The organism is uncultured Bradyrhizobium sp. (genome assembly GCF_947648125.1).
Taxonomy (GTDB): domain Bacteria; phylum Pseudomonadota; class Alphaproteobacteria; order Rhizobiales; family Xanthobacteraceae; genus Bradyrhizobium.
This window is the reverse complement of sequence record NZ_CANSMR010000022.1, coordinates 1-25837: the sequence shown is the minus strand read 5'-3', so window position 1 is coordinate 25837 and position 25837 is coordinate 1. Positions and strand designations below refer to the sequence as shown.

At 64.9% G+C, this 25837-nt stretch carries 22 protein-coding genes; 9 read left to right on the top strand and 13 right to left on the bottom strand.

The window, feature by feature from the left end; genetic code table 11:
• Positions 1-123: 123 nt before the first annotated feature.
• The 4 genes from Q0030_RS29850 to Q0030_RS29835 are packed head-to-tail and all read left to right on the top strand — an operon-like array spanning position 124 to position 4637.
• Positions 124-1323, top strand: coding sequence for an ABC transporter substrate-binding protein (locus Q0030_RS29850; RefSeq protein ID WP_298375382.1), 1200 nt, complete (start codon positions 124-126; stop codon positions 1321-1323).
• A 10-nt stretch (positions 1324-1333) separates the two neighbouring features.
• Positions 1334-3052 carry an FAD-dependent oxidoreductase gene (locus tag Q0030_RS29845; protein ID WP_298375380.1) on the top strand — a complete coding sequence of 573 codons (1719 nt, stop codon included), beginning with the start codon at positions 1334-1336 and terminating at the stop codon, positions 3050-3052.
• Complete coding sequence (locus Q0030_RS29840) at positions 3049-3813, top strand: glucose 1-dehydrogenase (RefSeq protein WP_298375377.1); 765 nt, start codon at positions 3049-3051, stop codon at positions 3811-3813. Before Q0030_RS29845 ends, Q0030_RS29840 begins: the two co-directional genes overlap by 4 nt.
• Positions 3814-3842: 29 nt before the next feature.
• Positions 3843-4637, top strand: a complete 795-nt coding sequence (locus tag Q0030_RS29835; RefSeq protein WP_298375375.1) for an IclR family transcriptional regulator — start codon at positions 3843-3845, stop codon at positions 4635-4637.
• A 472-nt stretch (positions 4638-5109) separates the two neighbouring features.
• Here Q0030_RS29835 and ahcY read toward each other — a convergent pair whose 3' ends face one another.
• The 3 genes from ahcY to Q0030_RS29820 all read right to left on the bottom strand — a co-directional run bounded on the left by ahcY (position 5110) and on the right by Q0030_RS29820 (position 9276).
• The gene (gene ahcY, locus Q0030_RS29830; RefSeq protein WP_092115494.1) at positions 5110-6537 is read right to left on the bottom strand and encodes an adenosylhomocysteinase; all 1428 of its coding nucleotides are present in this window, start codon (positions 6535-6537) and stop codon (positions 5110-5112) included.
• A 126-nt stretch (positions 6538-6663) separates the two neighbouring features.
• A complete protein-coding gene (gene metK, locus Q0030_RS29825; RefSeq protein ID WP_298375368.1) occupies positions 6664-7860 on the bottom strand; it encodes a methionine adenosyltransferase in 1197 nt (398 codons plus the stop codon).
• A gap of 60 nt (positions 7861-7920) precedes the next feature.
• Positions 7921-9276: a hypothetical protein gene (locus tag Q0030_RS29820; protein ID WP_298375366.1), complete on the bottom strand. Its 1356-nt coding sequence runs from the start codon at positions 9274-9276 to the stop codon at positions 7921-7923.
• A 182-nt stretch (positions 9277-9458) separates the two neighbouring features.
• Between Q0030_RS29820 and Q0030_RS29815 the strand changes: the two genes are divergently transcribed.
• Positions 9459-11186, top strand: coding sequence for a caspase family protein (locus Q0030_RS29815; RefSeq protein WP_298375363.1), 1728 nt, complete (start codon positions 9459-9461; stop codon positions 11184-11186).
• A 110-nt stretch (positions 11187-11296) separates the two neighbouring features.
• Here the strand turns inward: Q0030_RS29815 and Q0030_RS29810 are convergent, their stop codons facing one another.
• From Q0030_RS29810 to Q0030_RS29785, 6 genes are all read right to left on the bottom strand, one after another.
• Entirely contained in the window at positions 11297-12415 is a 1119-nt protein-coding gene (locus Q0030_RS29810) for a cobalamin-independent methionine synthase II family protein (RefSeq protein WP_298375360.1), read from the bottom strand.
• A gap of 19 nt (positions 12416-12434) precedes the next feature.
• Positions 12435-13151 carry an ABC transporter ATP-binding protein gene (locus Q0030_RS29805; protein WP_298375357.1) on the bottom strand — a complete coding sequence of 239 codons (717 nt, stop codon included), beginning with the start codon at positions 13149-13151 and terminating at the stop codon, positions 12435-12437.
• Positions 13144-13896: an ABC transporter ATP-binding protein gene (locus Q0030_RS29800; protein ID WP_298375354.1), complete on the bottom strand. Its 753-nt coding sequence runs from the start codon at positions 13894-13896 to the stop codon at positions 13144-13146. Before Q0030_RS29800 ends, Q0030_RS29805 begins: the two co-directional genes overlap by 8 nt.
• On the bottom strand, positions 13893-14924 hold the full coding sequence (locus Q0030_RS29795; protein WP_298375352.1) for a branched-chain amino acid ABC transporter permease: 1032 nt from the start codon (positions 14922-14924) through the stop codon (positions 13893-13895). Before Q0030_RS29795 ends, Q0030_RS29800 begins: the two co-directional genes overlap by 4 nt.
• Positions 14925-14931: 7 nt before the next feature.
• Positions 14932-15801: a branched-chain amino acid ABC transporter permease gene (locus Q0030_RS29790; protein WP_298375349.1), complete on the bottom strand. Its 870-nt coding sequence runs from the start codon at positions 15799-15801 to the stop codon at positions 14932-14934.
• A 103-nt stretch (positions 15802-15904) separates the two neighbouring features.
• Positions 15905-17086 carry an ABC transporter substrate-binding protein gene (locus tag Q0030_RS29785; RefSeq protein ID WP_298375346.1) on the bottom strand — a complete coding sequence of 394 codons (1182 nt, stop codon included), beginning with the start codon at positions 17084-17086 and terminating at the stop codon, positions 15905-15907.
• A gap of 369 nt (positions 17087-17455) precedes the next feature.
• On the opposite strand from Q0030_RS29785, the gene Q0030_RS29780 reads away from it, so the two are divergent.
• Positions 17456-17734: a hypothetical protein gene (locus tag Q0030_RS29780; RefSeq protein WP_298375590.1), complete on the top strand. Its 279-nt coding sequence runs from the start codon at positions 17456-17458 to the stop codon at positions 17732-17734.
• Between the two features lie 54 nt (positions 17735-17788).
• Here the strand turns inward: Q0030_RS29780 and purU are convergent, their stop codons facing one another.
• The gene (gene purU / locus Q0030_RS29775) at positions 17789-18652 is read right to left on the bottom strand and encodes a formyltetrahydrofolate deformylase (RefSeq protein ID WP_298375343.1); all 864 of its coding nucleotides are present in this window, start codon (positions 18650-18652) and stop codon (positions 17789-17791) included.
• Between the two features lie 135 nt (positions 18653-18787).
• Here purU and Q0030_RS29770 point away from each other — a divergent pair, with 135 nt between their 5' ends.
• Entirely contained in the window at positions 18788-19630 is an 843-nt protein-coding gene (locus Q0030_RS29770; protein ID WP_298375340.1) for a uroporphyrinogen-III synthase, read from the top strand.
• Between the two features lie 9 nt (positions 19631-19639).
• Here Q0030_RS29770 and Q0030_RS29765 read toward each other — a convergent pair whose 3' ends face one another.
• The 3 genes from Q0030_RS29765 to Q0030_RS29755 form a co-directional block, all read right to left on the bottom strand.
• A complete protein-coding gene (locus Q0030_RS29765; protein WP_298375337.1) occupies positions 19640-20596 on the bottom strand; it encodes a GDP-L-fucose synthase in 957 nt (318 codons plus the stop codon).
• Complete coding sequence (gene gmd, locus Q0030_RS29760; RefSeq protein WP_298375335.1) at positions 20577-21662, bottom strand: GDP-mannose 4,6-dehydratase; 1086 nt, start codon at positions 21660-21662, stop codon at positions 20577-20579. The genes Q0030_RS29765 and gmd overlap by 20 nt, the downstream gene beginning before the upstream one ends.
• Before the next feature lie 141 nt (positions 21663-21803).
• Positions 21804-22478 carry a Crp/Fnr family transcriptional regulator gene (locus tag Q0030_RS29755; RefSeq protein ID WP_092115508.1) on the bottom strand — a complete coding sequence of 225 codons (675 nt, stop codon included), beginning with the start codon at positions 22476-22478 and terminating at the stop codon, positions 21804-21806.
• A gap of 409 nt (positions 22479-22887) precedes the next feature.
• Between Q0030_RS29755 and Q0030_RS29750 the strand changes: the two genes are divergently transcribed.
• The gene (locus tag Q0030_RS29750) at positions 22888-23709 is read left to right on the top strand and encodes an ABC transporter ATP-binding protein (RefSeq protein WP_106328397.1); all 822 of its coding nucleotides are present in this window, start codon (positions 22888-22890) and stop codon (positions 23707-23709) included.
• Positions 23706-25634 (top strand): long-chain fatty acid--CoA ligase, encoded by a 1929-nt coding sequence (locus tag Q0030_RS29745; protein ID WP_298375327.1) that lies wholly within the window; start codon positions 23706-23708, stop codon positions 25632-25634. Before Q0030_RS29750 ends, Q0030_RS29745 begins: the two co-directional genes overlap by 4 nt.
• The last annotated feature ends 203 nt before the right edge of the window (positions 25635-25837 follow it).

Sequence of the window (25837 nt, the reverse complement as noted above, 5' to 3'; positions counted from 1 at the left end):
TTCGGTGGGGCAATTGTGTGGCAGCATTCCCACACACCTAATTCGCCATTGACAAATGAATTAGATAATTCCTAATCGCAGGACGCTCCGCCCAAGAAACGCGGACATCCAGAGGGAGGAATGATGAGACATTTTTTGGCGGCAGCCATTCTCGCGGCAATGACCACGGCCGCGCACGCCCAGATTTCCGATGACGTCGTGCGCATCGGGGTGCTGACCGACCTATCGAGCTGGGGACGCGACAATTCCGGCCCAGGCTCGGTCGAGGCGGCCAAGATGGCGGTCGAGGAATTCGGCCCCACCGTGCTCGGCAAGCCGATCGAGATCATCTCCGCCGACCACCAGATGAAGACCGATGTCGGCGTCCAGATCGTGCGCGGCTGGTTCGACAACGGCAAGGTCGATGCCGTCGTCGACATCCCCAACTCCGGCATTGCGATCGCCGTGCACAACATGGTGCGCGAGCGCAACAAGATCGCGCTGCTGTCCGGCCCCGGCGCGAGCTCGCTGACCGATGAGCTGTGCAGCCCCAACACCGTGCACTTCACCTACGACACCTACGCGCTGTCGAAGGTGACGGCCTCGGCGGTGATCGCGGAGGGCGGCAAGTCCTGGTACTTCATCACCGCGGACTACGCCTTCGGCCAGCAGCTCGAGAAGGACGCCACGCGCTTCATCAACGAGATGGGCGGCAAGGTGCTCGGCAGCGTGCGCCATCCGACCAACACCGCCGACTTCTCCTCGTTTGCGCTGCAGGCGCAGAGCTCCAAGGCGGATGTGGTGGCGTTCGCCAATGCCGGCCAGGACACCGACAATTCGATCAAGCAGTCCGGCGAGTTCGGCCTCGTGCAGGGCGGCCAGAAGCTGGTCGGCCTGTTGATGTTCGATACCGACGTGCATGCGATCGGGCTCAACGCCGCGCAAGGCACCTACATGACGACGGCGTCGTACTGGAACATGGACGAGAAGACCCGCGCCTGGTCGAAGAAATTCTACGCCCGCACCAACGTGATGCCGACCATGATCCAGACCGGCGTCTACGGCTCGGTGCTGCATTATCTCAAGGCGATCCAGGCCGCCGGCACCGACGATCCGCAGAAGGTGATGGCCAAGATGCGCGAGCTGCCGATCGAGGACACCTTCGTGCATGGCGGCAAACTGCGCGAGGACGGCCGCGTCATCCGCGACATGTATCTGGCGAAGGTGAAGAAGCCCTCGGAATCCAAGGAGCCGTGGGATTATCTCGACATCATCAAGACGGTGAAGGGCGAGGACGCCTTCCGCCCGGTGTCCGAGTCCAAGTGCCCGCTGCTCAAGAAATAGGATCGATCGCGTGGCCAACGAAGAAACTTATCAATGCGACGCGCTCGTCGTCGGCTCCGGCTGCGCCGGGCTGTCGGCGGCGATCACCGCCGGCCATCACGGCCTCAAGGTCCTGGTGGTCGAGAAGGAGCCGCGCTTCGGCGGCACCACCGCGCGCTCCGGCGGCTGGCTGTGGATTCCCGGCACCTCGCTGGCGAAGGCCTGGGGCATCGAGGAGAGCCCCGATCAGGCCAAAACCTATCTGCGCCATGAGGCCGGCAACAGCTTTGACGCCGCGCGCGTCGATGCGTTCCTGACCGAGGGGCCGAAGGCGGTCGACTTCTTCACGACGAAGACCGCCGTTCGTTTCGACATGCCGCTGACTTTCCCCGACTATCATGCGGAAGCGCCCGGCGGCGCGCAGGGCGGCCGCTCGATGGTGACGCGGCCGTTCGACGGCCACGAATTGGGCGATGCCATCAAGGACCTCGGTAGCCCCCTGCCCGAGCTCACCGTGTTCGGCATGATGCTCGGCTCCGGCAAGGAGATCGTCCACTTCATGCGCGCGACGCGGTCGCTGACTTCGGCGGCTTATGTCGCCAAGCGGCTGTCGAAGCATGCGATAGACGTGATGCGCAACGGCCGCGGCATGACGCTGACCAACGGCAATGCGCTGGCCGGCCGGCTGGCGAAATCCGCTTTCGACCTGAAGATCCCGCTCTGGCTCAACTCGCCGGTGCGCGAGTTGATCGTCGAGAACGGCGTGGTGCGCGGCGCGGTGATCGAGCGCGAAGGCCGCACCATCCGCGTCAACGCGAAGCGCGGCGTCGTGCTCGCCTGCGGTGGCTTCCCGCATGACGTCGCGCGGCGGCAGAAGATGTTTCCGCATGCGCCGACCGGGAAGGAGCATTACTCGCCGGGACCTGTCGGCAACACCGGCGACGGCTTGCGGCTCGCGGAATCGGCCGGCGGCCGCGTCGAGGACTCGCTGCCGAATGCCGCGGCCTGGGTGCCGGTCTCGGTCACCACGCGCAAGGACGGCTCGAAGGGCGTGATGCCGCATTTCATCGACCGCGCCAAGCCCGGCGTGATCGCGGTGATGCGCGATGGCAAGCGCTTTGCCAATGAAGGCAATTCCTACCACGACTTCGTGCAGGAGATGATCAAGGCGGCGAAGCCCGGCGAGGAGATCGCGGCCTTTCTGCTTTGCGATCACGAGACGTTGCGCAAATATGGCCTCGGCTGCGTGCCGCCGCGCCCGATGCCGCTCGGCCATCATCTGAAGACCGGCTATCTCAAGCGTGGCGCGACGCTGTCGGAGCTTGCCGCGCAGGCCGGCATTGACGCGAAAGCGCTCGAAGCGACCGTCGCGGCGTTCAACGCAACCGCCGCAGAGGGCCGCGATCCCGCCTTCGGCAAGGGCTCGCGCGCCTATAACCGCTACCAGGGCGATGCGCTGCACGGACCCAATCCGTGCATCGCGCCGATCCAGCACGGGCCGTTCTACGCCATCAAGATGGTGGTCGGCGATCTCGGCACCTATGCCGGCATCCGGACTGATGCCAATGCCCGCGCGCTCGACGCCGACGGGCAGCCGATTGCCGGCCTCTATGCCGCCGGTAACGACATGGCGAGCATCATGGGCGGCAACTATCCCGGCGCCGGCATCACGCTCGGGCCTGCGCTGACCTTCGGCTACATCGCGGGCAAGCACATCGCCGGTGCAGCCGCAGAAAGAAGCGCGGCATGACCGCGATGGCGACCCTGCTCGCTGGCAAGCGTGCGCTGGTAACCGGCGCCGCGCACGGTAACGGACGCGCCATCGCGCTTGGCCTCGCAGCGCATGGCGCCGACGTTGTTGTGACCGACATCGATCGCGACGGCGCCGAGCAAACCGCGGCCGATATTCGCCAGCGCGGCCGCGCGGCGTGGCCGCTCGAACTCGACGTGACCGATGCCGAGGCCTGCGCCGCCCTAGCGCAGAGCGTGGCGCGCGAGGTCGGGCCGATCGCGATCCTGGTCAACAATGCCGGCATTATCATCCGTGAGGGCATCTCTTCGCCCCGCGCGCAGGAGAATTGGCGGCGGGTGCTCGACGTCAACCTGACCGGCACGTTCAACGTCACCCATGCGTTCCTGTCGGCGCTGCGCGAGACACGGGGCACGATCATCAATCTCGGCTCGATCGCTTCCTTCCTCGGCGTTGCCGATACGCTGGGCTACGCGCCGTCCAAGGGCGGCGTGAAGCTCCTCACCCAGGCGCTCGCCCGCGAGCTTGCCGCCGACGGCATTCGCGTCAATGCGATCGCGCCCGGCGTGATCGAAACAGCGATGACCGAAGCGACCCGCAACGACCCTGGCCGGCTCGCCGGCTTTCTGGGCCGCACGCCGCTCGGCCGCGTCGGGCAGCCGGAGGAGCTGGTCGGCCCGGTGGTGTTCCTGGCGTCGGAGCTGGCATCTTATGTGAACGGCGTGACCCTGCCGGTCGACGGAGGGTTTCTCGCCGTATAAGCACGTTGTCAAAGAACTGACAGGGCGACATGACGAGAGAAAGCCGCGGCATACAGTCGATCGAGGTCGGCGGAGAATTGCTCCGCGCGCTCGCCCGCAGCGGTGAGCCGATGATGCTGCGCGATCTCGCCCGCGAAGCCGGCATGCCGCCGGCCAAGGCGCATCCCTACCTCGTCAGTTTCTCCCGCATCGGCCTGATCGAGCAGGACGAGACCACCGGCCGCTATGAGATCGGAGCGCTGGCGCTCGAGCTCGGCCTGATCAGCCTACGCCGGCAATCCGCGGTGAGGATCGCGACGCCGCGGATCGCCGCGCTCGCCGAAAGCATCAATCATGCGGTGTCGCTGTCGGTCTGGGGCACCCACGGCGCGACCGTGGTGCGGCTCGAGGAGCCGAGCCATCCCGTGCATATCGCGATGCGCGTCGGATCGGTGGTGGCCTTGCTCGAGACCGCGACCGGCCGCGCCTTCGCTGCCTTCATGCCGCCGAACGCCGTCAAGACGGCGCTCGAGAGTGGCCTCGATCGCCTCGGCGTCGGCTACAATCCGAAACGCGAAACCATCACCGCGAAGACCACGGAGATGCTTGCCGAGGTTCAGAGCCGCGGTCTCGCGCGCGCGATCGGCGATCCCCTCCCCGGCGTCAACGCCTTCGCCGCCCCGGTGTTCGATCACGCCGGCCATGTCGCGCTGGTCATCACCGCGATGGGACCGGAGGGCACCTTCGACGCCAACTGGGACAGCGCGATCGCAGCCGCGCTGCGCAGCTGTGCGAACGACATCTCGCGGCAGCTCGGGCATGGCACGGTGCGGGCGTCGGGGTGATGCTCCAGCTTTTCCGCCGTCATTCCCCGGTGCGAATGCGAAGCTGCGTCCCAGCCCCACATCTGTCATCGCCCGGCTTGACCGGGCGATCCAGTACGCTGCGGCCTCTCGGCTCGAACACTGGCGTCTCTGGAATACTGGATCACCCGGTCAAGCCGGGCGATGACACCGAGATGAAGTACGCAATGACCGTGCATCGCATCGCGCGAGAACCATCTTCATCGTCGTCCCGGCGAAGGCCGGGACCCATAACCACAAGTGGCAGTTGTTGCGCGACGCTGGGGCCGCCGCCCTCTTCAACAACACAACCCTGTGGTTATGGGTCCCTGCTTTCGCAGGGACGACGACAGTGGGCTTGGCGAGGTCACCGTATTCCGCGAGGACGACAGCCAATCTGTCACCCACACCACCTCAGCAAAAAGCCCCGGACGATGCCGGGGCTCTTCACGTGATCGATGGCTGCGAGCGCAGATCAGTAGCGGTAGTGATCCGACTTGTACGGACCTTCCTGCTTGACGCCGATGTAGTCGGCCTGGTCCTTGCGCAGCTCGGTCAACTTGACGCCGATCTTGGCGAGGTGCAGGCGCGCGACCTTCTCGTCGAGCGTCTTCGGCAGCACGTAGACCTTCTTGGCGTACTTGCCGTCCTTGTTGTTGGCGAACAGCTCGATCTGCGCCAGCGTCTGGTTGGTGAACGACGCCGACATCACGAAGGACGGGTGGCCCATCGCATTGCCGAGGTTCACGAGGCGACCTTCCGACAGCATGATGATGCGGTGCTTGTCGGGGAATTCGATCTCGTCGACCTGCGGCTTGATGTTGGTCCACTTCAGATTGCGCAAGCTCGCGATCTGGATCTCGTTGTCGAAGTGACCGATGTTGCAGACGATGGCGCGATCCTTCATCGCGCGCATGTGCTCGATGGTGATGATGTCCTTGTTGCCGGTGGCGGTGACGAAGATGTCGGCGCGCGGCGCCGCGTCTTCCATGGTCACGACCTCATAGCCTTCCATCGCCGCCTGCAGCGCGCAGATCGGATCGACCTCGGAGACCATGACGCGGCAGCCGGCCTGGCGCAGCGAAGCGGCCGAGCCCTTGCCGACGTCGCCGAAGCCCGCGACCATCGCCACCTTGCCCGACAACATCACGTCGGTGCCGCGGCGGATGCCGTCGACCAGCGACTCGCGGCAGCCATAGAGGTTGTCGAACTTCGACTTGGTGACGCTGTCGTTGACGTTGATCGCCGGGAACAGCAGGGTGCCCTTGTTGGCCATCTCGTACAGGCGATGCACGCCCGTGGTGGTCTCCTCCGAGACGCCCTGGATGTTCTTGGCGATCTCGGCGAAGTAGCCCTTCGGCTTCTCCTTCAAGAGGCGCTTGACCAGCGCGTAGAAGATCTCTTCTTCCTCGGAGGTCGGCTTGTCGAGGAAGGCGGTGTCGCCCTGCTCGGCGCGGTAGCCGGCATGCACCAGCATGGTGGCGTCGCCGCCGTCATCGAGGATCATGTTCGGCGTGCCGCCGCCATGCCAGTCGAACAGTTTTGCGGTGTAGTCCCAGTACTCGGTCAGCGTCTCGCCCTTCACGGCGAACACCGGAATGCCGGCCGCGGCGATCGCGGCGGCGGCGTGATCCTGGGTCGAGTAGATGTTGCAGGAGACCCAGCGGATGTCGGCGCCGAGCGCAGCCAGCGTCTCGATCAGCACGGCGGTCTGGATCGTCATGTGCAGCGAGCCGGCGATGCGCGCGCCCTTCAGCGGCTGCTTGGGGCCGAACTCCTCGCGGGTGGCCATCAGGCCGGGCATCTCGGTCTCGGCCAGCGAGATTTCCTTGCGGCCGAAATCGGCGAGCGCAATGTCCTTGACGATGTAGTCGGTGAAGCCGGGCTTCGTGGGGGCGTTCATTTGAGCGTCCTGTTGTTGAACTGGTCATTCCGGGGCGCCGCGCAGCGGCGAACCCGGAATCTCGATGGGATGAAGGAAGGTCTCCGGTTCGCTCGCAGTCGCGAGCGTCCCGGAATGTCGCAAGCGTCAGAGCGCGCGCTTCAGCGGCTCGACGAGATCGGTCTTCTCCCAGGAGAAGCCGCCCTCATTGTCCGGCGTGCGGCCGAAATGGCCGTAGGCCGAGGTGCGCGCGTAGATCGGGCGGTTGAGGTCAAGATGGGTGCGGATGCCGCGCGGCGTCAGATCCATCGCCTTGGCTGCCGCCTTCTCGAGCTCGTCCTCCGACACCTTACCGGTGCCGTGGGTGTCGATGTAGATCGACAGCGGACGCGCCACGCCGATCGCGTAGGCGAGCTGCAACGTGCAGCGATCGGCGAGACCGGCCGCGACGATGTTCTTGGCGACATAGCGCGCGGCGTAGGCGGCCGAGCGGTCGACCTTGGTCGGATCCTTGCCGGAGAACGCGCCGCCGCCATGCGGGGCCGCGCCGCCATAGGTGTCGACGATGATCTTGCGGCCGGTCAGGCCGGAGTCGCCATCGGGACCGCCGATGAAGAACTTGCCGGTCGGATTGATGTGCCAGATCGTCTTGCCGTTGATCCACTCCTTCGGCAGTGCCTCGCGCACATACGGCTCGACGATGTCGCGGATCTGGCTGGACGTGAGGTCCTCGACCAGATGCTGATGCGACACCACGATCTCGCGGACGCTGACCGGCTTGCCGTTCTCGTACTGCACGGTGACCTGGCTCTTGGAGTCCGGACCGAGCACCTTCTCCTTGCCGGAGTGGCGCGCTTCGGAGATCAGCCGCAGGATCTTGTGGGCGTAGAAGATCGGCGCCGGCATCAGATCCGGCGTCTCGTTGGTGGCGTAACCGAACATGATGCCCTGGTCGCCGGCACCCTCTTCCTTGACCTCGCCCGGCTGCAGCGCATCGACGCCCTGCGCGATATCGGCCGACTGCGGATGCAGCAGGATCTCGATGTCGCAGGTGTTCCAGTGGAAGCCGTCCTGCTCGTAGCCGATGTCCTTGATCGCAGAGCGAACCACGCCCTCGATCTGCTCGTTGGTGACCGAGGCCGGTCCGCGGGTTTCGCCGGCGATCACTACCTTGTTGGTGGTCGCGAGCGTTTCGCACGCCGCGCGGATCTGCCACGGGTCGATGCCCGCCTTCGGCCCCTCGCGATAGAACAGATCGACGATCTCATCCGAGATGCGATCGCAGACCTTGTCCGGATGGCCTTCCGAGACCGACTCGCTGGTGAAGAGATAAGACGCGCGCATCAAGCAAACCCCTTGTTTCGTCGAAGTCCGACGTTGGTTGGTGAATATGTCCCCGGAATGTCAGTCTCGTCGCCGCGAGATGACGTAGGATTCGTCGTAAAACCACAGCCCGTTGTGTTTACGGAGGACCTCGCGTGTGGCCTCGAGAGCTCGTCCGTTTTCGGTCGTTTCAGTCAACCGCTCGTCTTCGATCTGCGCGACATACACTGCTGCGTTCCACGCGGCGAAGGCGGTCGAGGTTCCGATCGAGCCGGTCACCTCATTAGGCAGCGCTTCCATATCATATCGGAAGATCGAACGGTTATCGGCATAGGCGTTGAAATTCAGCTCGCGGCCGGCCGACCCCAACTCGTATTTCACCGCGCGCAGTATCTCATGACGGCTGACGGCGAAAGGATTTTCTCCGGGCCAGACGGCTTGAATGATTTCAAGCGCGGGATCGCTTCCGTGGGAGTGGATTCCTATCAGTCGTCCACCGCCGCGCAGCGCGCGGGCCAGCGGCGCGATGATCCGCTTGGCGCGGAAATTCACCGAGGATTTGGCGCGATAGGGCTGCGAGGCGATCACCAGGTCGAAATTGGCCTCGGTCCGGCCGGCGCGGGGAATGATGGAATCGAGCAGGAACCGGTGATCGTCCCGGTACAGCACCAGCGCCACCGGCCGCTCATAGATCGGCATCGCATTGCCGGGGCTGAGGTTGGCGCGCCAGTTCTGCTCTAGGAATGGACCGAGTTCCGCGATCTGGGTCTCGAATTCGCCGGAGGAAGCGCCCCGCAGGGCCACCTCGTGCCAGATCATGCTGGCGGCCGCCGCGGAGTTCTTGGGCGTCAGCCAGGGCGCCTCGGCGTAATACATGTTGGTGAACACGAAGACGCTCGCCGGGTGCTCGAACAGGCGGTCGGGCACCTTGTCGAGGGTGAGGCGGACGTCCTCCAGGCTCAGTTCCTTGCCGGCAACATAGAACGGCATATGTGGGAAGCGGCCATGCATGGCACGCAGGACCCGCGCCAGCACGGTGCCGTCGCCCATGCCGGCATCGAACACCCGCAGCGCCGGCGGCCGCGGGTGGATTGCGGCCAGTTCCAGCGCGACCCGATCGGCGATCACCCGCTTCTCGCTGCAGGTGTGCACGAACAGCAGATAGCGCTGCCGGTTCTCGAAGAAGCGGAAATTGCCTCTCGGATCGCGCTTTTCCGGGGGCACCACGAGCCCGCGCGGCGGCGCCACGCCGCCCGGCGTCGAGGTCGCGATGAACGCATTGATGCGGTCGAGCGTATCGATGGTGATGCGCTTGCCCTCGCGCAGCCGGTGCACCAGCTTGCCGTCGTTGACGGCACGGCGGCCGAACGTCGTCTCCGCCATGTCGGAGTGACGGCAGAAATCCGTGATCTGACTGAGGATTTCGTCGTTCTTCATGGTGCCTGGAGTGGGCAGCGGCCAGTGGGACAACAGTGGGCAGAGATAGTGTGTTGCGAGGTCTTATCACCATTTTCCCACCAGTTGAACCCCCCTCCACAGCCGATCACCAAACAGTCATGGATAGCCTCCTGGACCGCCCCGCCGCCGACCACCGTGACGGCCTTACCGCTGGATGACCGATGCACCGCCTGCTCCTGATCCCCTGCCTGCTCGCGACCATGCTGTGGTCGGCGCCCTGCTTCGCCCAGGCGCGCGCCCAGCTCGGCCCACTCTGCACGACCGACACCACACCGGCCGACCAGATGATCGACGCCTGCACCAAGATCATCGCGTTGAAGGTGTTTTCCGGCGAGAAGCTCGCGACGATCTATTTCTGGCGCGCGGTGGGCTGGAACAAGAAAGGCAACTACGCGCAGGTGATCGCTGACGCCACCGAGGCGCTGCGTCTCAAGCCCAGCACTGCCGTCTACAACCTGCGCGGCTCGGCCTATTACGACAAGGGCGAGTACGACATCGCGATTGCCGACTTCAACGACGCGCTGCGCATGGGGCCGCCGAGCGGCATCATCTATCACAACCGCGGCAATGCCTATCGTGGCAAGGGCGACTACGCCAAGGCGATCGCCGACTATGACGCCGCGATCAAGGCCGGTCCGAAGTCGGCCTTCTCCTATCAGAACCGCGGCGCCTCGAAGCAGGCGCTCGGCGATCTCGACGGCGCGCTCACCGACATCAACGAGGCCGTCAGGATCGATCCGTCGCTGCCGCAGCCGCTGATCAGCCGCGCCGTGATCTGGCGCGCCAAGGGCGACATCGCGCGCGCGATTGCGGATACGACGGAAGCGATCCGGCTGGCGAAGGCGAAGGCGCCCGCCAACATCATGACGCCGCCCGGCAGCGTCTTGATCTCGGCCTACACCCAGCGCGGCCTCGCCTATGAGGCGAAGGGCGATGCGGCGCACGCCAAGGAAGATTTCGCCTCGGTACTCGAGGGCGTTGCCTCCGATGCCGGCAGCAAGGCCAACCAGGCCACCGCAAAAGTGCGGCTCGCGCTGCTGAGGGAAGCCGACGCAGCGCCGCGCAAGACCGCGGCGGCGCCTGCCGCCGAGAGCAGCCCTGCGCCCGCACCGCCGGCGCCTGCGGCGGCATCGGCCGCACCTGCGGCACGTGTGCAGGCCGCAGCAACCGGCCGGCGCGTCGCGCTGGTGATCGGCAACGGCGCCTATGCGCATGTGAAGGCTCTGCCCAATCCACCGAACGATGCCCGTGCCATCGCCAGGAGCCTGCGCGACATCGGCTTCACCGTCTCGGAAGGTCTCGATCTCGGTCGCGACACGATGCAGCGGACGATCCATGACTTCCTGCGCGAGGCGGCGCGGTCGCAGATCGCCGTGGTCTATTACGCCGGTCACGGCGTGCAGGTCGACGGCCGCAACTACCTCGTGCCGGTCGATATCGAGTTCAAGGCGGGAGCCCGCATGACCGACGCGATGGTCGACATGGACACCATCATGGCCGGCCTCGACGACCAGATCCGCACTAACATCCTGATCCTCGATGCCTGCCGCAACAATCCGATGGCGCCGCAGGTAGCATCCGCAGGCCCGAGCCGCGGCATCGAGGCAGGCACCGGCCTCGCCGCACCCGCTTCGCTCGGATCGGGCTCGACGCTCGGCGCCGGCACGCTGATCGCGTTCGCGACCGCGCCGGGCCAGGTCGCACTCGACGGCGAAGGCGCCAACAGCCCGTTCTCGGCGGCGTTGTCGCGCCATGTCGGCACACCCGGCCTCGAGGTGCAGCAGATGCTGACGCGGGTTCGCGCCGAGGTCGTCGCCGCGACCAAGGGCAAGCAGGTGCCGTGGTCGAACTCCTCGCTGCTCGGCGAGGTCTATCTGGCGGAGCAGTGAAGAGGCCCCCTCACCCGTCATTGCGAGGAGCGAAGCGACGAAGCAATCCATCCTGTCCTCGCGGGGACGTGGATTGCTTCGCTTCGCTCGCAATGACGAAACAGCTAAGCCTACTTCCCCCACACCTCGTTCGCGACCTCGACCGCGAGCCGCAGCTTGGCCCACTGCTCTTCCTCGGAGAGGATGTTGCCCTCCTCGGTCGAGGCAAAGCCGCATTGGGGAGACACCGCGAGCTGCTCGATCGGGGCGAACTTCGATGCCTCTTCCAGCCGCCGCTTGATGTCGTCCTTCTTCTCGAGCTCGCCGAACTTCGAGGTGATGACGCCGACCACCACGACCTTGTTGCCCTTCGGCAGAAAGCGCAGCGGCTCGAAGCCTCCGGCACGATCGGAATCATATTCGAGGAAATAGCCGTCGTAATTGGTGCCGGCCAGCATGGCCTCGGCGACCGGCTCGTAGCCACCGGAGGAAATCCAGGTCGAACGGAAATTGCCGCGGCAGACATGCGTCGTGATCACCATGTCGGACGGACGATCGGCAATCGCGTAATTGATGACGCGGGCATAGATCTCCTGCAGGCCGTCCGGATTGTCGCCGCGGTCGCGCGACTTCTGCAATTCCTCCTGCGAGCACAGATAGGCCCACACCGTGTCGTCGAATTGCAGGTAGCGGCAACCGGCGTCGTAGAATGCCTTCACCGCCTTGCGATAGGTCTTGCCGAGGTCCTGGTAGAACTCCTCAAGGTCCGGATAGACCTCCTTCGAGATCAGCTTGCGGCCGCCGCGGAAGTGCAGCACCGCCGGCGACGGGATCGTCATCTTCGGGGTGACATGCGCCTGGTCCGCGTACTTCTTCAGGAACCTGAAGTGATCAAGCATCGGGTGATGATCGGAAAAATCCAGTTTGCCGATCACCCGGATGGCGTCGTGCCGGGTCTGCACGCCCGCGAACTGGATGCCCATGTCGGGGTGGAACAGCTCGCAGCCGGTCAGGTGACTAAGGAAATCGAAGTGCCACCAAGAGCGGCGGAACTCGCCGTCGGTCGCAAGCTTCAGGCCGACCGAGGCCTGCTTGTGCACGACCTTCTCGATCTCCATGTCCTCGATCTTGCGCAGCTCATCGGCCGAGATCTCGCCCTTCTCCAGCCTGGCGCGCGCCTCCTTGATCTTCGGCGGACGCAACAGGCTGCCGACCTCGTCGGCGCGGAACGGTGGCTTGGTTCGCTGCATGGTCAACTCCCTGAGGGCGTCAGTGTTTTTTGGTCCCGGCGACGCCGAGATGGCGCTCGAGGACGGAGGGATCGGCCTTCAGCGCGCTGCTTGCGGCATCGTGCACGATCGTCCCGCGTTCCAATATCACAACGCGGTCGGCGAGCCCGAGAATCTTTTGTGCATTCTGCTCGACGATGATCGAGCAGATGCCACCCGAGCGCGTGATGGTTCCGATCGCCTTTAACAATTCCTCAACGATGATCGGCGCGAGGCCTTCGGTCGGCTCGTCGAGCAGCAGCACTTTCGGGTTCAACGTCAGCGCGCGGCCGATCGCCAGCATCTGCTGCTCGCCGCCCGACAGCTGGTTGCCGAAATTGCCGCGCCGCTCCTTCAGCCGCGGAAACATCCGGTACACCCGCTCGACCGTCCATGGCCCGGGCTGCGCCACCGCGGTCATGTTCTCTTCCACCGTCAGCGAGCGGAAGATGTTGCGCTCCTGCGGCACCCAGCCGATCCCGGCGCGGGCGCGCTGGTCGGGCCGCAGTGCCGTGATGTCCTCGCCCGCAAGCTCGACGGTGCCACTGAGGCGCCTGACGATGCCGACGATCGAATTGATCAGCGTGGTCTTGCCGGTGCCGTTGCGACCGAGCAGCGCGAGCACCTGGCCCTCGGCAAGCGCCAGCGACATGTCGGGCAGCACCACCGCCTCGCCATATCCGGCGCGCAAACCATTGATGGAGAGCAGGTCAGACATCGGCCGCCTCGCCGAGATAGACCGCCCTCACCTGCGGATCGCGCGCGACCTCGTCGGGTGCGCCCTCGGTGAGCAAGCCACCATTGACCAGCACCGAGATGCGATCGGCGAAGGAGAACACGAGGTCCATGTCGTGCTCGATCAGCAGCACCGTGACGTCGCGCGGCAATGCCGCGACCGCCGCCAGGATATCGTGGCGCTCGCTTTCGGGCACGCCGGCCGCTGGCTCGTCGAGCAGCAGCACCCGCGGCTTGGCGGCGATCGCGACCGCGATCTCGAGCAGGCGCTGCTTGCCGTAGGGCAATGTCGCGGTGAGCTCGGTCATCACGTCGAGCAGATGGAAGCGCGACAGGATCTCCGCGATCTCGGCATTGACATCGCCTCGCGTTCCCATCCGCCGCCACCAGTCGCCGCCGCGGCCCATCCGTTCGGAGACCGCAAGCCCGATGGTTTCGAGCGGGGTCAAATCGGCATAGAGCTGATTGATCTGGAAGGTGCGCGACAGCCCGCGCAGCACCCGCTTGTGCACGGAGAGGCCAGTGATGTCGCTGCCTTCGAGCAGGATGCGCCCGCCGTTCGGCGTCAGCACGCCGGTCAGCTGGTTGATGACCGTGGTCTTGCCGGCGCCGTTCGGTCCGATCAGTGCGTGGCGGGCGCCCTGCATCACCTTCAGCGAGAGGTCGCGGGTGACGCGAAGGCCGCCGAAGGACTTTTCGAGGCCGCGGGTTTCGAGCGCGATCGTCATGGCGCGTCGCCCTCAGGCACGGCGGCTGTGGCCTTGCGGCCGGCGAACTGGCGGATGATCAGGTTCGGCACGAACAACACCCAGCGGTGGATCCGCGCGCGGCCGACCATCACGATCACGACCAGCACGAGGCCGATCCAGAACAGCCAGTATTGCGGGGTGATGCTCTGAAACAGCTCCTGCAGCATCTTGAACACGACCGCGCCGATCAGGCCGCCATAGAGATAACCGGTGCCGCCGATCACCAGTACCAGCATCAGGTCGGCGGAGCGCTCGAAGGAAAACACGTCGAGCGAGGCCAGCGCCGTGGTCTGGGTAAACAGCGCGCCGGCGATCCCGGCATAGAAGGCGGCGAGCGTATAGACCGCGATCAGGCGGCGGTTGACCGGTATGCCGATCGCGGCCGCACGCAGCGGATTGTTCCTGATCGCGCGCAGCGAGAGGCCGAATGGCGAATGCACCACGCGACGGGCAAGCAGGAACAGGATGAACAGCACGATCAGCGAGTAGAAGAGCCCGGTCTTGCCGAACATGTCGAAGCCAAACAGCCCGAGGATCGGCTGCATTTCGATACCCTGCAGGCCGTCGGTACCGCCGGTGACGTCAGAGAAGCGTTCGGCGAGCGCTTCCAGCAGCAACGCGATGCCGAGCGTCACCATCAGCCGCGTCAGGTCGACGCCGCGGATGACGAGGAAGCTGGTCAGGAAGCCGAGCACCGCCGCAACGAGGCCGGCGGCGACCAGCGCAATGACAGGCTCGTTGATGATGCCGTGCAGCGCCAGCAAGCCGGCCGAATAGGCGCCGACGCCAAAGAACGCCGCATGGCCGAGCGAGACGATGCCGGCATAGCCGAGGATCAGGTCGAGCGAGAGCGCGAACAGGCCGAGCCGCACGATGTCGGTCATGATCAGATAGCGCGACGGGAACAGGAAGGCGCAGGCGAGCGCCAGGACCCAGAAGGCGACCTCGCTGATGCGCCAGCGCGCGCTGGCCATCGCGTGAGTGGAGACGTCGGACAGCGCGGTCATGCCCGCCTCACCGCGCCGCGGTGCGGCCGAACAGGCCGTTCGGGCGCCAGAGCAGGATCACGATCATGACAGTATAGATCACGAAGGGGCCGACCTTGGGCACGTAATATTTGCCGGCGACGTCGGCGATACCGAGCAGCAGCGATGCCAGGAACGGCCCGGTGATCGAGGAAGAACCGCCGACAGTCACCACGATCAGGAAGTAGATCATGAATTTCAGCGGGAAGTACGGATCGAGCCCGAGGATCTCCGCGCTCAGCGCGCCGCCGAGGCCGGCGAGGCCGCAGCCGAAGGCAAAGGTGAAGGCGAACACCTGCGGCACGTTGATGCCGAGCCCGATCGCGGCGCGCGGATCGTCGACCGCGGCGCGCAGGCGGCTGCCGAACCGCGTCTTCGCCAGGATCAGCTGCAGCGCCAACGTGAGCAGGCCGCAGATCACGACGATCATCAGCCGGTACCGCCCGATTCCGACGCCGAACAGGTCGATCTGCCCCTCCAGCGCCGCCGGCAATTTGATGAAGACCCGCGACGATCCCATGATGTAGTCGACCGCCGCGACCGACATGAACACCAAGCCGATCGAGAACAGCACCTGGTCGAGATGACTGCGGCTATAGAGATGGCGGTACAGCGTGCGCTCCAGCGCAATGCCGATCGCAGCACTCCCGACAAAGGCGAGCGGCAGCGCGGCGAAGAACGGCCAGCCGGAGTTGTTCACCAGCACGGCGCAGATATAGCCGCCGGCCATCGCGAAGGCGCCATGCGCGAGGTTGACGAAGTTCATCAGCCCGAGCGTCACCGCAAGCCCGCAGGCCAGCACGAACAGCAGCATGCCGTAGGCGACGCCGTCGAACAAATTGGTGAGGATTGAGGCCATGAAGTCAGCTTAAGCGAGAGGGCGCAAACGACACCACGTCAACAGGATCGTCATGGCCGGGCTCGTCCCGGCCATGACGTGCAGCGAGCGGAGCTTTCGCGCGTCACTTCCTGGTCTTGCCGGAATCCTTGACGGCCTCGAAGGTCGCGAACTCGACATTGTAGAGCTCGCCGTCGACCTTCTCGACCTTGCGGATATAGATGTTCTGCACGATGTCGCGGGTTTCCGGATCGATCGATATCAGGCCGCGCGGGCTCTCCCACTTCATGCCCTTCATCGCCTCGATCAGCTTGTCGCCATCGGTCGCACCATTGGTCTTCTTCAGCGCCTCGTAGATCAGGTGGATGCCGTCATAGCCGCTGACCGCCATGAAGCCCGGACGGTTGCCGAACGCCTTCTTGTAGGCGGCGACGAAATCCTTGTTCATCGCGGACGGATGCGCCGCCGAATAGAGATGCGCGGTCACCGCGCCGAGCGCGGCATCGCCCATGTTGTTGAGCAGGTCGTCGTCCATCACGTCGCCGGGGCCGATCACCTTGATGCCGCTCTTGTCGAGCCCGCGCTCGGCATATTGCTTCATGAAGTTGCCGCCCTGCCCGGCCGGCACGAACACGAACATCGCGTCGGGCTTGGCATCCTTCATACGTTGCAGGAATGGCGCGAAGTCGGGATTGGCGAGCGGGACCTTGACCTCTTCCACGATCTCGCCGCCGCCGGCGGTGAAGTGCTGCTTGAAGAAGGTCAGCGCGTCATTGCCCGGCGCGTAGTCGGAGGTCAGCGTTGCGACCTTCTTGATACCGTTCTTGACCGCCCAGTCGCCGATGATGGTGGAGGACTGCGCCAGCGTGAAGCTGGTGCGCACGATATAGGGCGAACGCTCGGTGATGATCGAGGTGCCGGCGGCCATCACGACTTCCGGGATCTTGGCCTGCGTCGCCAGCGGCGCCGCGGCCAGCGCCGCGGGCGTCACGCCGAAGCCGGCGATGAAGTTGACCTTGTCGTTGACGATCAGTTCCTGCGCGAGCCGCTTGGTGTTGTCGGGCACCGCGGCGTCATCCTTCAGGATGATCTCGATCTTCTTGCCGGCGACGGTGTCGCCCTTCTGCTGCATGTAGAGCTTGATGGCGTTATCGATCTGCTTGCCGGTCGAAGCCTGACCGCCGGTCATCGGCAGGATCAAGCCAATCTTGACGGCGTCGTCCGCCCGCGCCGGCGTGCTGGCGCACAAACCCGGAAGCACGGCCGAAGCGGCGCCCCACAGCAATATCTTGCGACGATTAAACATCGACGTCCCTCCCCCTTCCATTGTTCTGCGTCGAGCCGAGTGCCCGGCCCTTGCCTTACCTTAACCCAAGCATGTCACAGCCGAGCCGCAACGCGACAAGGCGTTTCCCCGCGCCCTCTGTCAATCGGACGATGGACGTGTGTCGCGCGCCGCGATTTGGCAAAGCCGCAGAAACAAGTATCAGGATACCAGAATCATTCCCCGAAACTCAACGCCCCCATAAGAACCGCTCTCGCCCGCTCCGGCGGCTCGATTCATTTGTACGAACGTACAAATCAAGCGCCAATGTCAACAAACAAGCACAATTGCAGCCGAACGGTCGCGCCCAAGATCATCATCCATAAAGACCAGGGCTGTATGCTGCCGCCAATGCCGATCCTCGCACGCCACATCCCTGTCCTGACCGCCCTCGCGCTCGCGGCCTGCGCGCTCGGGGGATGCGGCACGGTGAACCAAAAGGTCTCGGCCGGCATGGCCGACTACATTCCGGCCTGGGCCGGCGGTCTGCCGGCAGACGCGCCGCCGCGGCCGGGCACCCCCGAATACGACAAGTTCATGCAGGAGCGGGAACGCAAGCGCCTGATGCCGGCGGCGGAGCGTGGCGACGACGCCAAGCCGGCGGCGCCGGCGCAGAACGCGACCCATTGAGCATCGGGCCCGTAGGGTCTGCATCGCGTTGTGCGGGACGCGTGAACTTGCGGATCAGTCCACGAACACCACGGTCTTGCGCCCGTTGAGGATGACGCGGTCGGCGAGATGGTAGCGGATCGCCCGCGCCAGCACGCGCCGCTCGATGTCGCGGCCCTTGCGCACAAGATCCTCGGGCGTGTCGCGATGGCTGATGCGCTCGACGTCCTGATCGATGATCGGCCCCTCGTCGAGATCGCTGGTGACATAATGCGCGGTGGCGCCGATCAACTTGACGCCGCGCTCATGCGCCTGGTGGTAGGGCTTGGCGCCCTTGAAGCCAGGCAGGAAGGAATGATGGATGTTGATGCAGCGGCCCGACAGCCGCGCCGACATCTCGTCGGACAGGATCTGCATGTAGCGGGCGAGCACCACGAGGTCGGTATTGGTGTCCTGGGCGAGCTTCCAGACCACGTCTTCCTGCTGCCGCTTGGTCTCTTTGCTCACCGGCAGATGATGGAACGGGATATCGCCGAAATCGAGCGAACCGTAGCTCTCGCGCGGATGGTTGGAGACAATAGCGGTCGGGATCATCTCGAGCTCGCCGGTGCGCCAGCGATAGAGGATGTCGACCAGGCAGTGATCGGACTTGGACACCAGCAGCATCACCCGACGGCGGCTGGCGCGATCGCGCATCTGCCATTCCATGCCGAAGCGCTCCGCGATCGCGGCGAAGCCGGTCTGCAGCGCCGGCAGCCCGACCGCGAGATCGGCCGCGGTGAACACCACGCGCATGAAGAACTTGCCGGTCTCGATGTCGTCGAATTGCTGGGCGTCCAGGATGTTCTGCCCATTATGCGCCAGAAACGTCGAGACCGCGGAGACGATCCCCGGTCGATCCGGACAGGACAGGGTCAGAACGAATTGATGGTCGGGCATGCCAATTGACCAAAGCTTGAGCAGATGCGTGGAACGTTCATTTTCGGCCCTCGTCTACACCGCAGGCGGCCTTGCGCCAATCCCGGCACGGGGGTCAAATCGAACAAATGACGACAATGTTTGTTAGGGACCATCATGGCTGAACGGCTGAACGGCTACCGCATCCTGATCCTCGAGACGCGCGAGGAGGCGCAGTTTTCACGCCTGCTCGCCGAGCAGGGCGCCGACGTAGTGCAGTGCCCGATGTTCACCATCCACGACGCGCCGGATCCGGCGCCGATCGAGGCCTGGATTCGCCGCGCCATCGAGCGGCCGCTCGACGACCTCGTGCTGATGACCGGCGAAGGCCTGCGCCGGCTGATGAAGGTCGTGCGCCGGATCGGGGTCGAGGCGGAGTTTGTCGCGAGCCTCGGCGAGGCGCGCAAATTCGCCCGCGGCCCAAAGCCCGGCCGGGCACTGCGCGAGATCGCCCTGGAGCCGCAAATGACGACCGAGAAGCCGACCTCGGAAGGCGTCGCCGAGATGTTGTCGAAGCTCGACCTGAGCGGCCATCGGCTCGGCCTGCAGCTCTATCCGGACAAGGATCACGCCACGCTGATCGGCGCGATCAAGGCGCAGGGGGCCGAAGTCGATACGGTGCTGCCCTATGTCTATGACGCGCAAGCCGCCGACGCCAACATCGTGACCGCGATCGACGAGATGGCGCAGGGCCGCATCGACGCGATCGCGCTGACAAGCTCCGGGCAGGTTCGCCGCCTGATCGAGGTGGCGCAGGCGCACAAATGCGAGTCGCAACTGCGCGAGGGCTTGCAGCAGACGCCGATCGCCTCCGTCGGGCCCGTGGTGTCGGACGAATTGAAGGCCTACGGACTATCCACCGACATCTACCCGGCGAACGATGCGTTCTTCATGAAGCCGCTGATCTCGGCGATGGCAACGGCGCTGTCGAAGGCTCCGCCGCGCGCGACGGCGAAGTAGCGCTCGGCGCTACTCCGCCGCCTGCTTGGTCTCGTTCAGATAGGCCTGATAGGCGAGCTTGATGCCATCCTCAAGCGAGGTCGCGGCGCGCCAGCCCAGCTTGGCCAGCCGGCTAACGTCGAGCAGCTTGCGCGGCGTGCCGTCGGGGCGCGAAGTGTCAAAACTGATCTCGCCGCGATAGCCGACGGTGGCGGCGACCACGCGGGCGAATTCGGCGATGGTGATGTCTTCACCGGTGCCGATATTGACCAGCTCCGGCGAGGAATAGGTCTTCATCAGATGGATGCAGGCGTCGGCGAGATCGTCGACATAGAGGAATTCGCGGCGCGGCGTCCCGGTGCCCCACACCACGACACTGCCTGCACCGGAGACCTTGGCCTCGTGGAAACGGCGGATCAGCGCGGCGACGACGTGGCTGTATTCGGGATGATAATTGTCGCCGGGACCGTAGAGGTTGGTCGGCATCACGCTGATGAAATCAGCGCCATACTGGCTGCGATAGGCCTCGGCCATCTTGATGCCGGCGATCTTGGCGATGGCATAGGGCTCGTTGGTCGGCTCCAGCGGGCCTGTCAGCATCGAATCCTCGCGCAGCGGCTGCGGCGCCAGGCGCGGATAGATGCAGGACGAGCCGAAGAACATCAGCTTCTCGCATCCATTGGCATGGGCCGCCTGGATCACGTTGGTCGAGATCGCCAGATTGTCGTAGAGGAATTCCGCGCGCAGCGTGTTGTTGGCGACGATGCCGCCGACCTTGGCGGCGGCGAGGAAAACGGCCTGGGGCCGCTTCGCGGCAAACCAGGCGCTGACCGCGGCCTGATCGCGCAGATCGACCTCGCCGCGCGACACCGTCAGCAGCTCGGCCTGTTCGCGCGCCAGCCGGCGCATCAGCGCCGAGCCGACCATGCCGCGATGGCCGGCGACGAAAACCGTCTTGCCCTTCAGTTCAAACGCCGTGCTTGCCATTGGCCGCATCCTGCCTGGCCTCGACGAGATCGCTGGCGACCATTTCCTTCACCAGTTGTGCGAACGGCGTCTTCGGCGCCCAGCCGAGCTTGGCGCGCGCCTTGCTGGCGTCGCCGATCAGAAGATCGACCTCGGTCGGACGGAAATAGACCGGGTCGATCTGCACCAGGGTGTTGCCGGTCGCCTTGTCGACGCCGATCTCCTCGACGCCCTTGCCGCGCCATTCGATGCTGCGGCCGACCTCGGCGAATGCCAGCTCGACGAATTCGCGGACCGAGCGCGTCTCGCCGGTCGCGAGCACGAAGTCGTCGGGCTCGTCCGCTTGCAGGATTCTGTGCATGCCCTCGACATAGTCGCGGGCGTGGCCCCAGTCGCGCTTGGCATCGAGGTTGCCGAGATAGAGCTTGCTCTCCAGGCCGACCTCGATGCGGGCAACGGCGCGGGTGATCTTGCGCGTCACGAAGGTCTCGCCGCGGATCGGGCTTTCGTGGTTGAACAGGATGCCGTTGCTGGCGAACATGCCGTAGGCCTCACGGTAGTTGACCGTGATCCAGTAGCCGTAGAGCTTGGCGACGCCATAGGGCGAACGCGGATAGAACGGCGTGGTCTCCTTCTGCGGCACCTCCTGCACGAGCCCGTACAGCTCCGAGGTCGAGGCCTGGTAGAACCGGGTCTCCTTTTCCATGCCGAGGATGCGGATCGCCTCCAGCAGGCGCAGCACGCCGATGGCGTCGGCGTTGGCGGTGTATTCCGGGCTCTCGAAACTGACCTGGACGTGGCTCTGGGCGGCGAGGTTGTAGATCTCGGTCGGCCGGATCTGCTGTACCAGCCGGATCAGATTGGTCGAATCGGTCATGTCGCCATAGTGCATCAGGAACGGCACGTTACCGGCGTGTGGATCCTGGTAGAGATGGTCGACCCGCGCGGTGTTGAACGAGGACGAGCGGCGCTTGATGCCGTGCACGGTATAGCCGAGGCCAAGCAGATATTCGGCGAGGTACGCGCCGTCCTGCCCGGTGACGCCGGTGATCAGCGCAACGCGCCGCTTTGAGTCCTGAGCCGTCATATCATCTCCAGAGAGCGCGATGCCGCGCGATCCCGACGAGGCCGGTCTGTAGCACCCGGCCACCTCCAAGTCTAATGGCATAATCGTTTGAAATCAGGACTTTAGGGCCTCGAAAAGTGGCGTCGTTCGGCACGGAGCCGGTCACTCCCCGTAGTGGCGCAGCCGGTCGAGCTCGATGATCGTCACCCCGCCATATTCGAGCCGCAGCAGGCCCTCGCGCTCGAGCCGCTTCAGGCACTGGTTGGCGTTCTGCCGGGAGATACCCGACAGCGCCCCGATCTCCTCCTGGGTGATCTCCAGGTGCAAGGTGAGCTCGGGGTACAGAATTGGATTGAACAGCGAGGCGATCGAGCGCGCCAGCCGCGCGGTCGCGTCCAGCGTGCGGCCATATTCGAGCAGCGCGATGAACTGGCCGAGCCGCTCGTTGAGCTGTCCGACCAGGAAGCGGTTGAAGCCGACGCTGTTCTCGAACAGCCAGACGAAGGTCCGGCGATCCATCATCGCGAGGCGCGTATCGCGCAGCGCGACCACGTCGTAGCGTCGCAGCTCGTTCTTGAGCACGGTGCCCTCGCCGAACCAGGCGCCGGCGGTGAGGCCTGCGAAGCTCGCGGCCTTGCCGCCGCGGGAGACGATGCCCATCCGCGCCAGCCCCGTGACGATGCCGGTCCAGTACTGGAAATTGTCGCCGCGCATGAAGATGAATTCGTTGGCGCGGTAGGACTTCTCGGAAATGCCGGCGCGCGCGATTTCGATCTCTTGCTCGCTCAGTTCGCGCGACCAGGCCGCGATGCGCTTCAGGTAATCAGCAGCAATCATTCTAGCGACGGCATCCCACCCCAAGATACTGACCAAGATACTGACACGATATTGCACCGCAGCAACGCCGTGCGCGAAGCCAGGAACCCGCTTCCTGGAATGCCAACGAAAATTCCTGACCAATTGTCGGGCACATGACAATTCAACCTATCGCTTTCTCGTATTCAGAGCCACCTCGCGTAACGCGTGCGGCTCCTTGATGGATCGCTGACCGCGGACGACGCGAGACCGGACTTGCAGGCGGGGTGCGGCGTTACCGCGCATGACGCAGGCGATCGGAGCGAGCGACGCTCCCGAACGCCGGCTTCATTAGTCGGATGGTCTCCCTCCGGTGGCCCATGTAAGATCGAAGCAGGATCGAAGCGAAGATAAAGAGCGCGCCAAAGCGCCCCTATCTGGAGGGAACAGGGTGGCCAACAGTCTCGAGGTGCGCGGAGTCTCATTGCGCTTTGGCGGCGTCCGCGCGCTGACCGAAGTCAGCTTCGGCGTCAACGAGGGCGAGCTGTTCTCCATCATCGGCCCGAACGGCGCCGGCAAGACCTCGATCGTCAACTGCATTTCCGGCCGCTACCGGCCGACCGAAGGCCAGCTGTTCTATCGCGGCCAGGACATCACCGGCCTCACCCCGAACGCACGGCCCCGTCTCGGCATCGGACGAACCTTCCAGAATCTCGCGCTGTTCCACCATATGAGCGTGCTCGACAACATCATGGTCGGGCGCCATCACCTCTTGAAGAACAACTTCATCACGGGATCGCTGTACTGGCTGACCGGTGCGCGCCGCGAGGAGCTGGAGCACCGCCGCAAGGTCGAGGAGATCATCGACTTCCTCGATCTGCAATCGGTGCGCAAGGCGACCGCCGGCACCCTGCCCTACGGCCTGCGCAAGCGCGTCGAACTCGCGCGTGCGATGGCGCTCGAGCCGCAGCTGATCCTGCTCGACGAGCCGATGGCCGGCATGAACTTCGAAGAGAAAGAGGACATGGCGCGCTACATCGTCGATCTCAACGAAGAGTTCGGCATGACGGTGATGATGATCGAGCACGACATGGGCGTCGTGATGGACATCTCCCACCGCGTCATGGTGCTCGATTTCGGCCGCAAGATCGCCGAGGGCGATCCGGCCGCCGTGCTCGCCGATCCCCACGTCAAGCGCGCCTATCTCGGCGAAGAGGACGAGGTGCTGGTCGACCCCGACGACAAGCCGGCGGTGCGGGAGAGCGCGGCATGATGGACTATGCCGGTCGCGCCGCGCAGGCCGACACCTTTCCCAAGATGCTGCGCCTCAACGCCAGGGAGCACGGCAGCGAGATCGCGCTGCGCGAGAAGGATTTCGGGCTGTGGCGCGAATTCACCTGGAACGACTACCAGACCCGCACCCATGATTTCGCGCTCGGCATGGTCGAGCTCGGGCTCGGCCGCGGCGACGTGATCGGCATCATCGGCGACAACCGGCCAGACTGGGTCGCGGCCGAGATCGCGAGCCACGCGATCGGCGCGATGAGCCTCGGCCTCTACCGCGACGTGCTGGACGAGGAAGCTTCCTATCTCCTGACCTATGGCGAGGCCAAGCTGGTCTTCGCCGAGGACGAGGAGCAGGTCGACAAGCTGCTCGGCCTTGCCGACCGCGTGCCCAATCTCAAGCACATCGTCTATTCCGATCCGCGCGGCATGCGCAAATACGACGATCCGCGGCTGATGGAGGCGAGCAAGCTCGTCGCGCTGGGCCGCGACCGCGCCGCGCGCGAGCCAGGGCTGTACGACCGGCTGGTCGACGCCACGAAGGGCGAGGACGTCGCGATCCTCTGCACGACCTCGGGCACGACAGCCAATCCGAAGCTTGCGATGCTCTCGGCCGGGCGCGTGCTGCGGCACTGCGCGACCTATCTCGCCTTCGATCCGAAGGGGCCGGACGACGAATATGTCTCGGTGCTGCCGCTGCCCTGGATCATGGAACAGATCTACGCGCTGGGCAAAGCGCTGCTCTCCCGGATGAAGGTCAACTTCGTCGAAGAGCCCGACACGATGATGAACGACTTCCGCGAGATCGCGCCGACCTTCGTGCTGTTCGCGCCGCGGGTCTGGGAATCGATCGCGGCCGACGTCCGCGCCGGGGTGATGGATGCCTCTCCGTTCAAGCAGCGGCTCTACGATCTCGGCATGAAGACCGGGCTTGCGGCGCTCGCCGAAGGCAAGCACTCGATGTTCGCCGACAAGGTCTTGTTCCGTGCGCTGCGCGACCGGCTCGGCTTCACGCGGCTGCGCTCCGCGGCAACCGGCGGCGCGGCGCTCGGGCCGGATACCTTCAAGTTCTTCCAGGCGATGGGCGTGCCGCTGCGCACGCTGTACGGCCAGACCGAGCTACTCGGCGCCTACACGCTGCATCCCGAAGGCAAGGTCGATCCCGATACCACGGGCATTCCGATGGCCGACAACATCGAGATCCGCATCGACAATGCCGACGTCAACGGCGTCGGCGAGATCGTGGTGCGGCACCCGAACATGTTCCACGGCTATTACAAGAACCCCGAAGCATCGGTCGCCGAGATCAAGGACGGCTGGATGCACTCGGGCGATGCCGGCTACTACAACGACAACCGGCAGCTCGTGGTGATCGACCGCATCAAGGACCTCGCCGAGACATCGCGCGGCGAGCGCTTCTCGCCGCAATATATCGAGAACAAGCTGAAATTCTCGCCCTATGTCGCCGAGGCTGTCGTGCTCGGCGCCGGCCGCGACGCGCTCGCCGCGATGATCTGCATCCGCTACTCGATCATCTCGAAATGGGCGGAGAGGAACCGGATCTCGTTCACGACCTATACCGACCTGTCCTCACGGCCCGAGGTTTACGCGCTGTTGAAGAAAGAGGTCGAGACGGTCAACGGCACCTTGCCGCCCGCGCAACGCATCTCACGCTTCCTGCTGCTCTACAAGGAGCTCGATGCCGATGACGGAGAACTGACGCGGACCCGAAAGGTCCGCCGCAGCGTGATCAACGAGAAATACGCCGACATCATCGATGCGATCTACCGCGGCAAGGCCGACATCCCGGTCGACACCGTGATCCGCTTCCAGGACGGCACGACGCAGCGCGTCCGCACCACGCTCGAGGTCGTCGATCTCGGCCGCGCCGCGATCGCGGAGGCCGCGGAATGAGACGCGCTCAGGGCAACGCGATGGAAGTTAATGTGCCCTCTCCCCTTGTGGGAGAGGGCTACACCGCTAGTCGACAGCAACTCGCTTGGGTGAGGGGTACCCTCTCCACGATCCCGATGCGGAGACAACCCCTCACCCGGCTTCGCTTCGCGAAGCCACCCTCTCCCACAAGGGGAGAGGGTGCTGGCGCCGCTGTTCGGAGC

What these genes read in the sequence shown, in the direction of transcription:
- Q0030_RS29850 (WP_298375382.1), top strand. Translation starts at nt 124, where the DNA reads ATGAGACATTTTTTGGCGGCAGCCATTCTCGCGGCAATGACCACGGCC.
- Q0030_RS29840 (WP_298375377.1), top strand. Translation starts at nt 3,049, where the DNA reads ATGACCGCGATGGCGACCCTGCTCGCTGGCAAGCGTGCGCTGGTAACC.
- Q0030_RS29835 (WP_298375375.1), top strand. Translation starts at nt 3,843, where the DNA reads ATGACGAGAGAAAGCCGCGGCATACAGTCGATCGAGGTCGGCGGAGAA.
- ahcY (WP_092115494.1), bottom strand. Translation starts at nt 6,537, where the DNA reads ATGAACGCCCCCACGAAGCCCGGCTTCACCGACTACATCGTCAAGGAC.
- metK (WP_298375368.1), bottom strand. Translation starts at nt 7,860, where the DNA reads ATGCGCGCGTCTTATCTCTTCACCAGCGAGTCGGTCTCGGAAGGCCAT.
- Q0030_RS29820 (WP_298375366.1), bottom strand. Translation starts at nt 9,276, where the DNA reads ATGAAGAACGACGAAATCCTCAGTCAGATCACGGATTTCTGCCGTCAC.
- Q0030_RS29815 (WP_298375363.1), top strand. Translation starts at nt 9,459, where the DNA reads ATGCACCGCCTGCTCCTGATCCCCTGCCTGCTCGCGACCATGCTGTGG.
- Q0030_RS29810 (WP_298375360.1), bottom strand. Translation starts at nt 12,415, where the DNA reads ATGCAGCGAACCAAGCCACCGTTCCGCGCCGACGAGGTCGGCAGCCTG.
- Q0030_RS29805 (WP_298375357.1), bottom strand. Translation starts at nt 13,151, where the DNA reads ATGTCTGACCTGCTCTCCATCAATGGTTTGCGCGCCGGATATGGCGAG.
- Q0030_RS29800 (WP_298375354.1), bottom strand. Translation starts at nt 13,896, where the DNA reads ATGACGATCGCGCTCGAAACCCGCGGCCTCGAAAAGTCCTTCGGCGGC.
- Q0030_RS29795 (WP_298375352.1), bottom strand. Translation starts at nt 14,924, where the DNA reads ATGACCGCGCTGTCCGACGTCTCCACTCACGCGATGGCCAGCGCGCGC.
- Q0030_RS29790 (WP_298375349.1), bottom strand. Translation starts at nt 15,801, where the DNA reads ATGGCCTCAATCCTCACCAATTTGTTCGACGGCGTCGCCTACGGCATG.
- Q0030_RS29785 (WP_298375346.1), bottom strand. Translation starts at nt 17,086, where the DNA reads ATGTTTAATCGTCGCAAGATATTGCTGTGGGGCGCCGCTTCGGCCGTG.
- Q0030_RS29780 (WP_298375590.1), top strand. Translation starts at nt 17,456, where the DNA reads ATGCCGATCCTCGCACGCCACATCCCTGTCCTGACCGCCCTCGCGCTC.
- purU (WP_298375343.1), bottom strand. Translation starts at nt 18,652, where the DNA reads ATGCCCGACCATCAATTCGTTCTGACCCTGTCCTGTCCGGATCGACCG.
- Q0030_RS29770 (WP_298375340.1), top strand. Translation starts at nt 18,788, where the DNA reads ATGGCTGAACGGCTGAACGGCTACCGCATCCTGATCCTCGAGACGCGC.
- Q0030_RS29765 (WP_298375337.1), bottom strand. Translation starts at nt 20,596, where the DNA reads ATGGCAAGCACGGCGTTTGAACTGAAGGGCAAGACGGTTTTCGTCGCC.
- gmd (WP_298375335.1), bottom strand. Translation starts at nt 21,662, where the DNA reads ATGACGGCTCAGGACTCAAAGCGGCGCGTTGCGCTGATCACCGGCGTC.
- Q0030_RS29755 (WP_092115508.1), bottom strand. Translation starts at nt 22,478, where the DNA reads ATGATTGCTGCTGATTACCTGAAGCGCATCGCGGCCTGGTCGCGCGAA.
- Q0030_RS29745 (WP_298375327.1), top strand. Translation starts at nt 23,706, where the DNA reads ATGATGGACTATGCCGGTCGCGCCGCGCAGGCCGACACCTTTCCCAAG.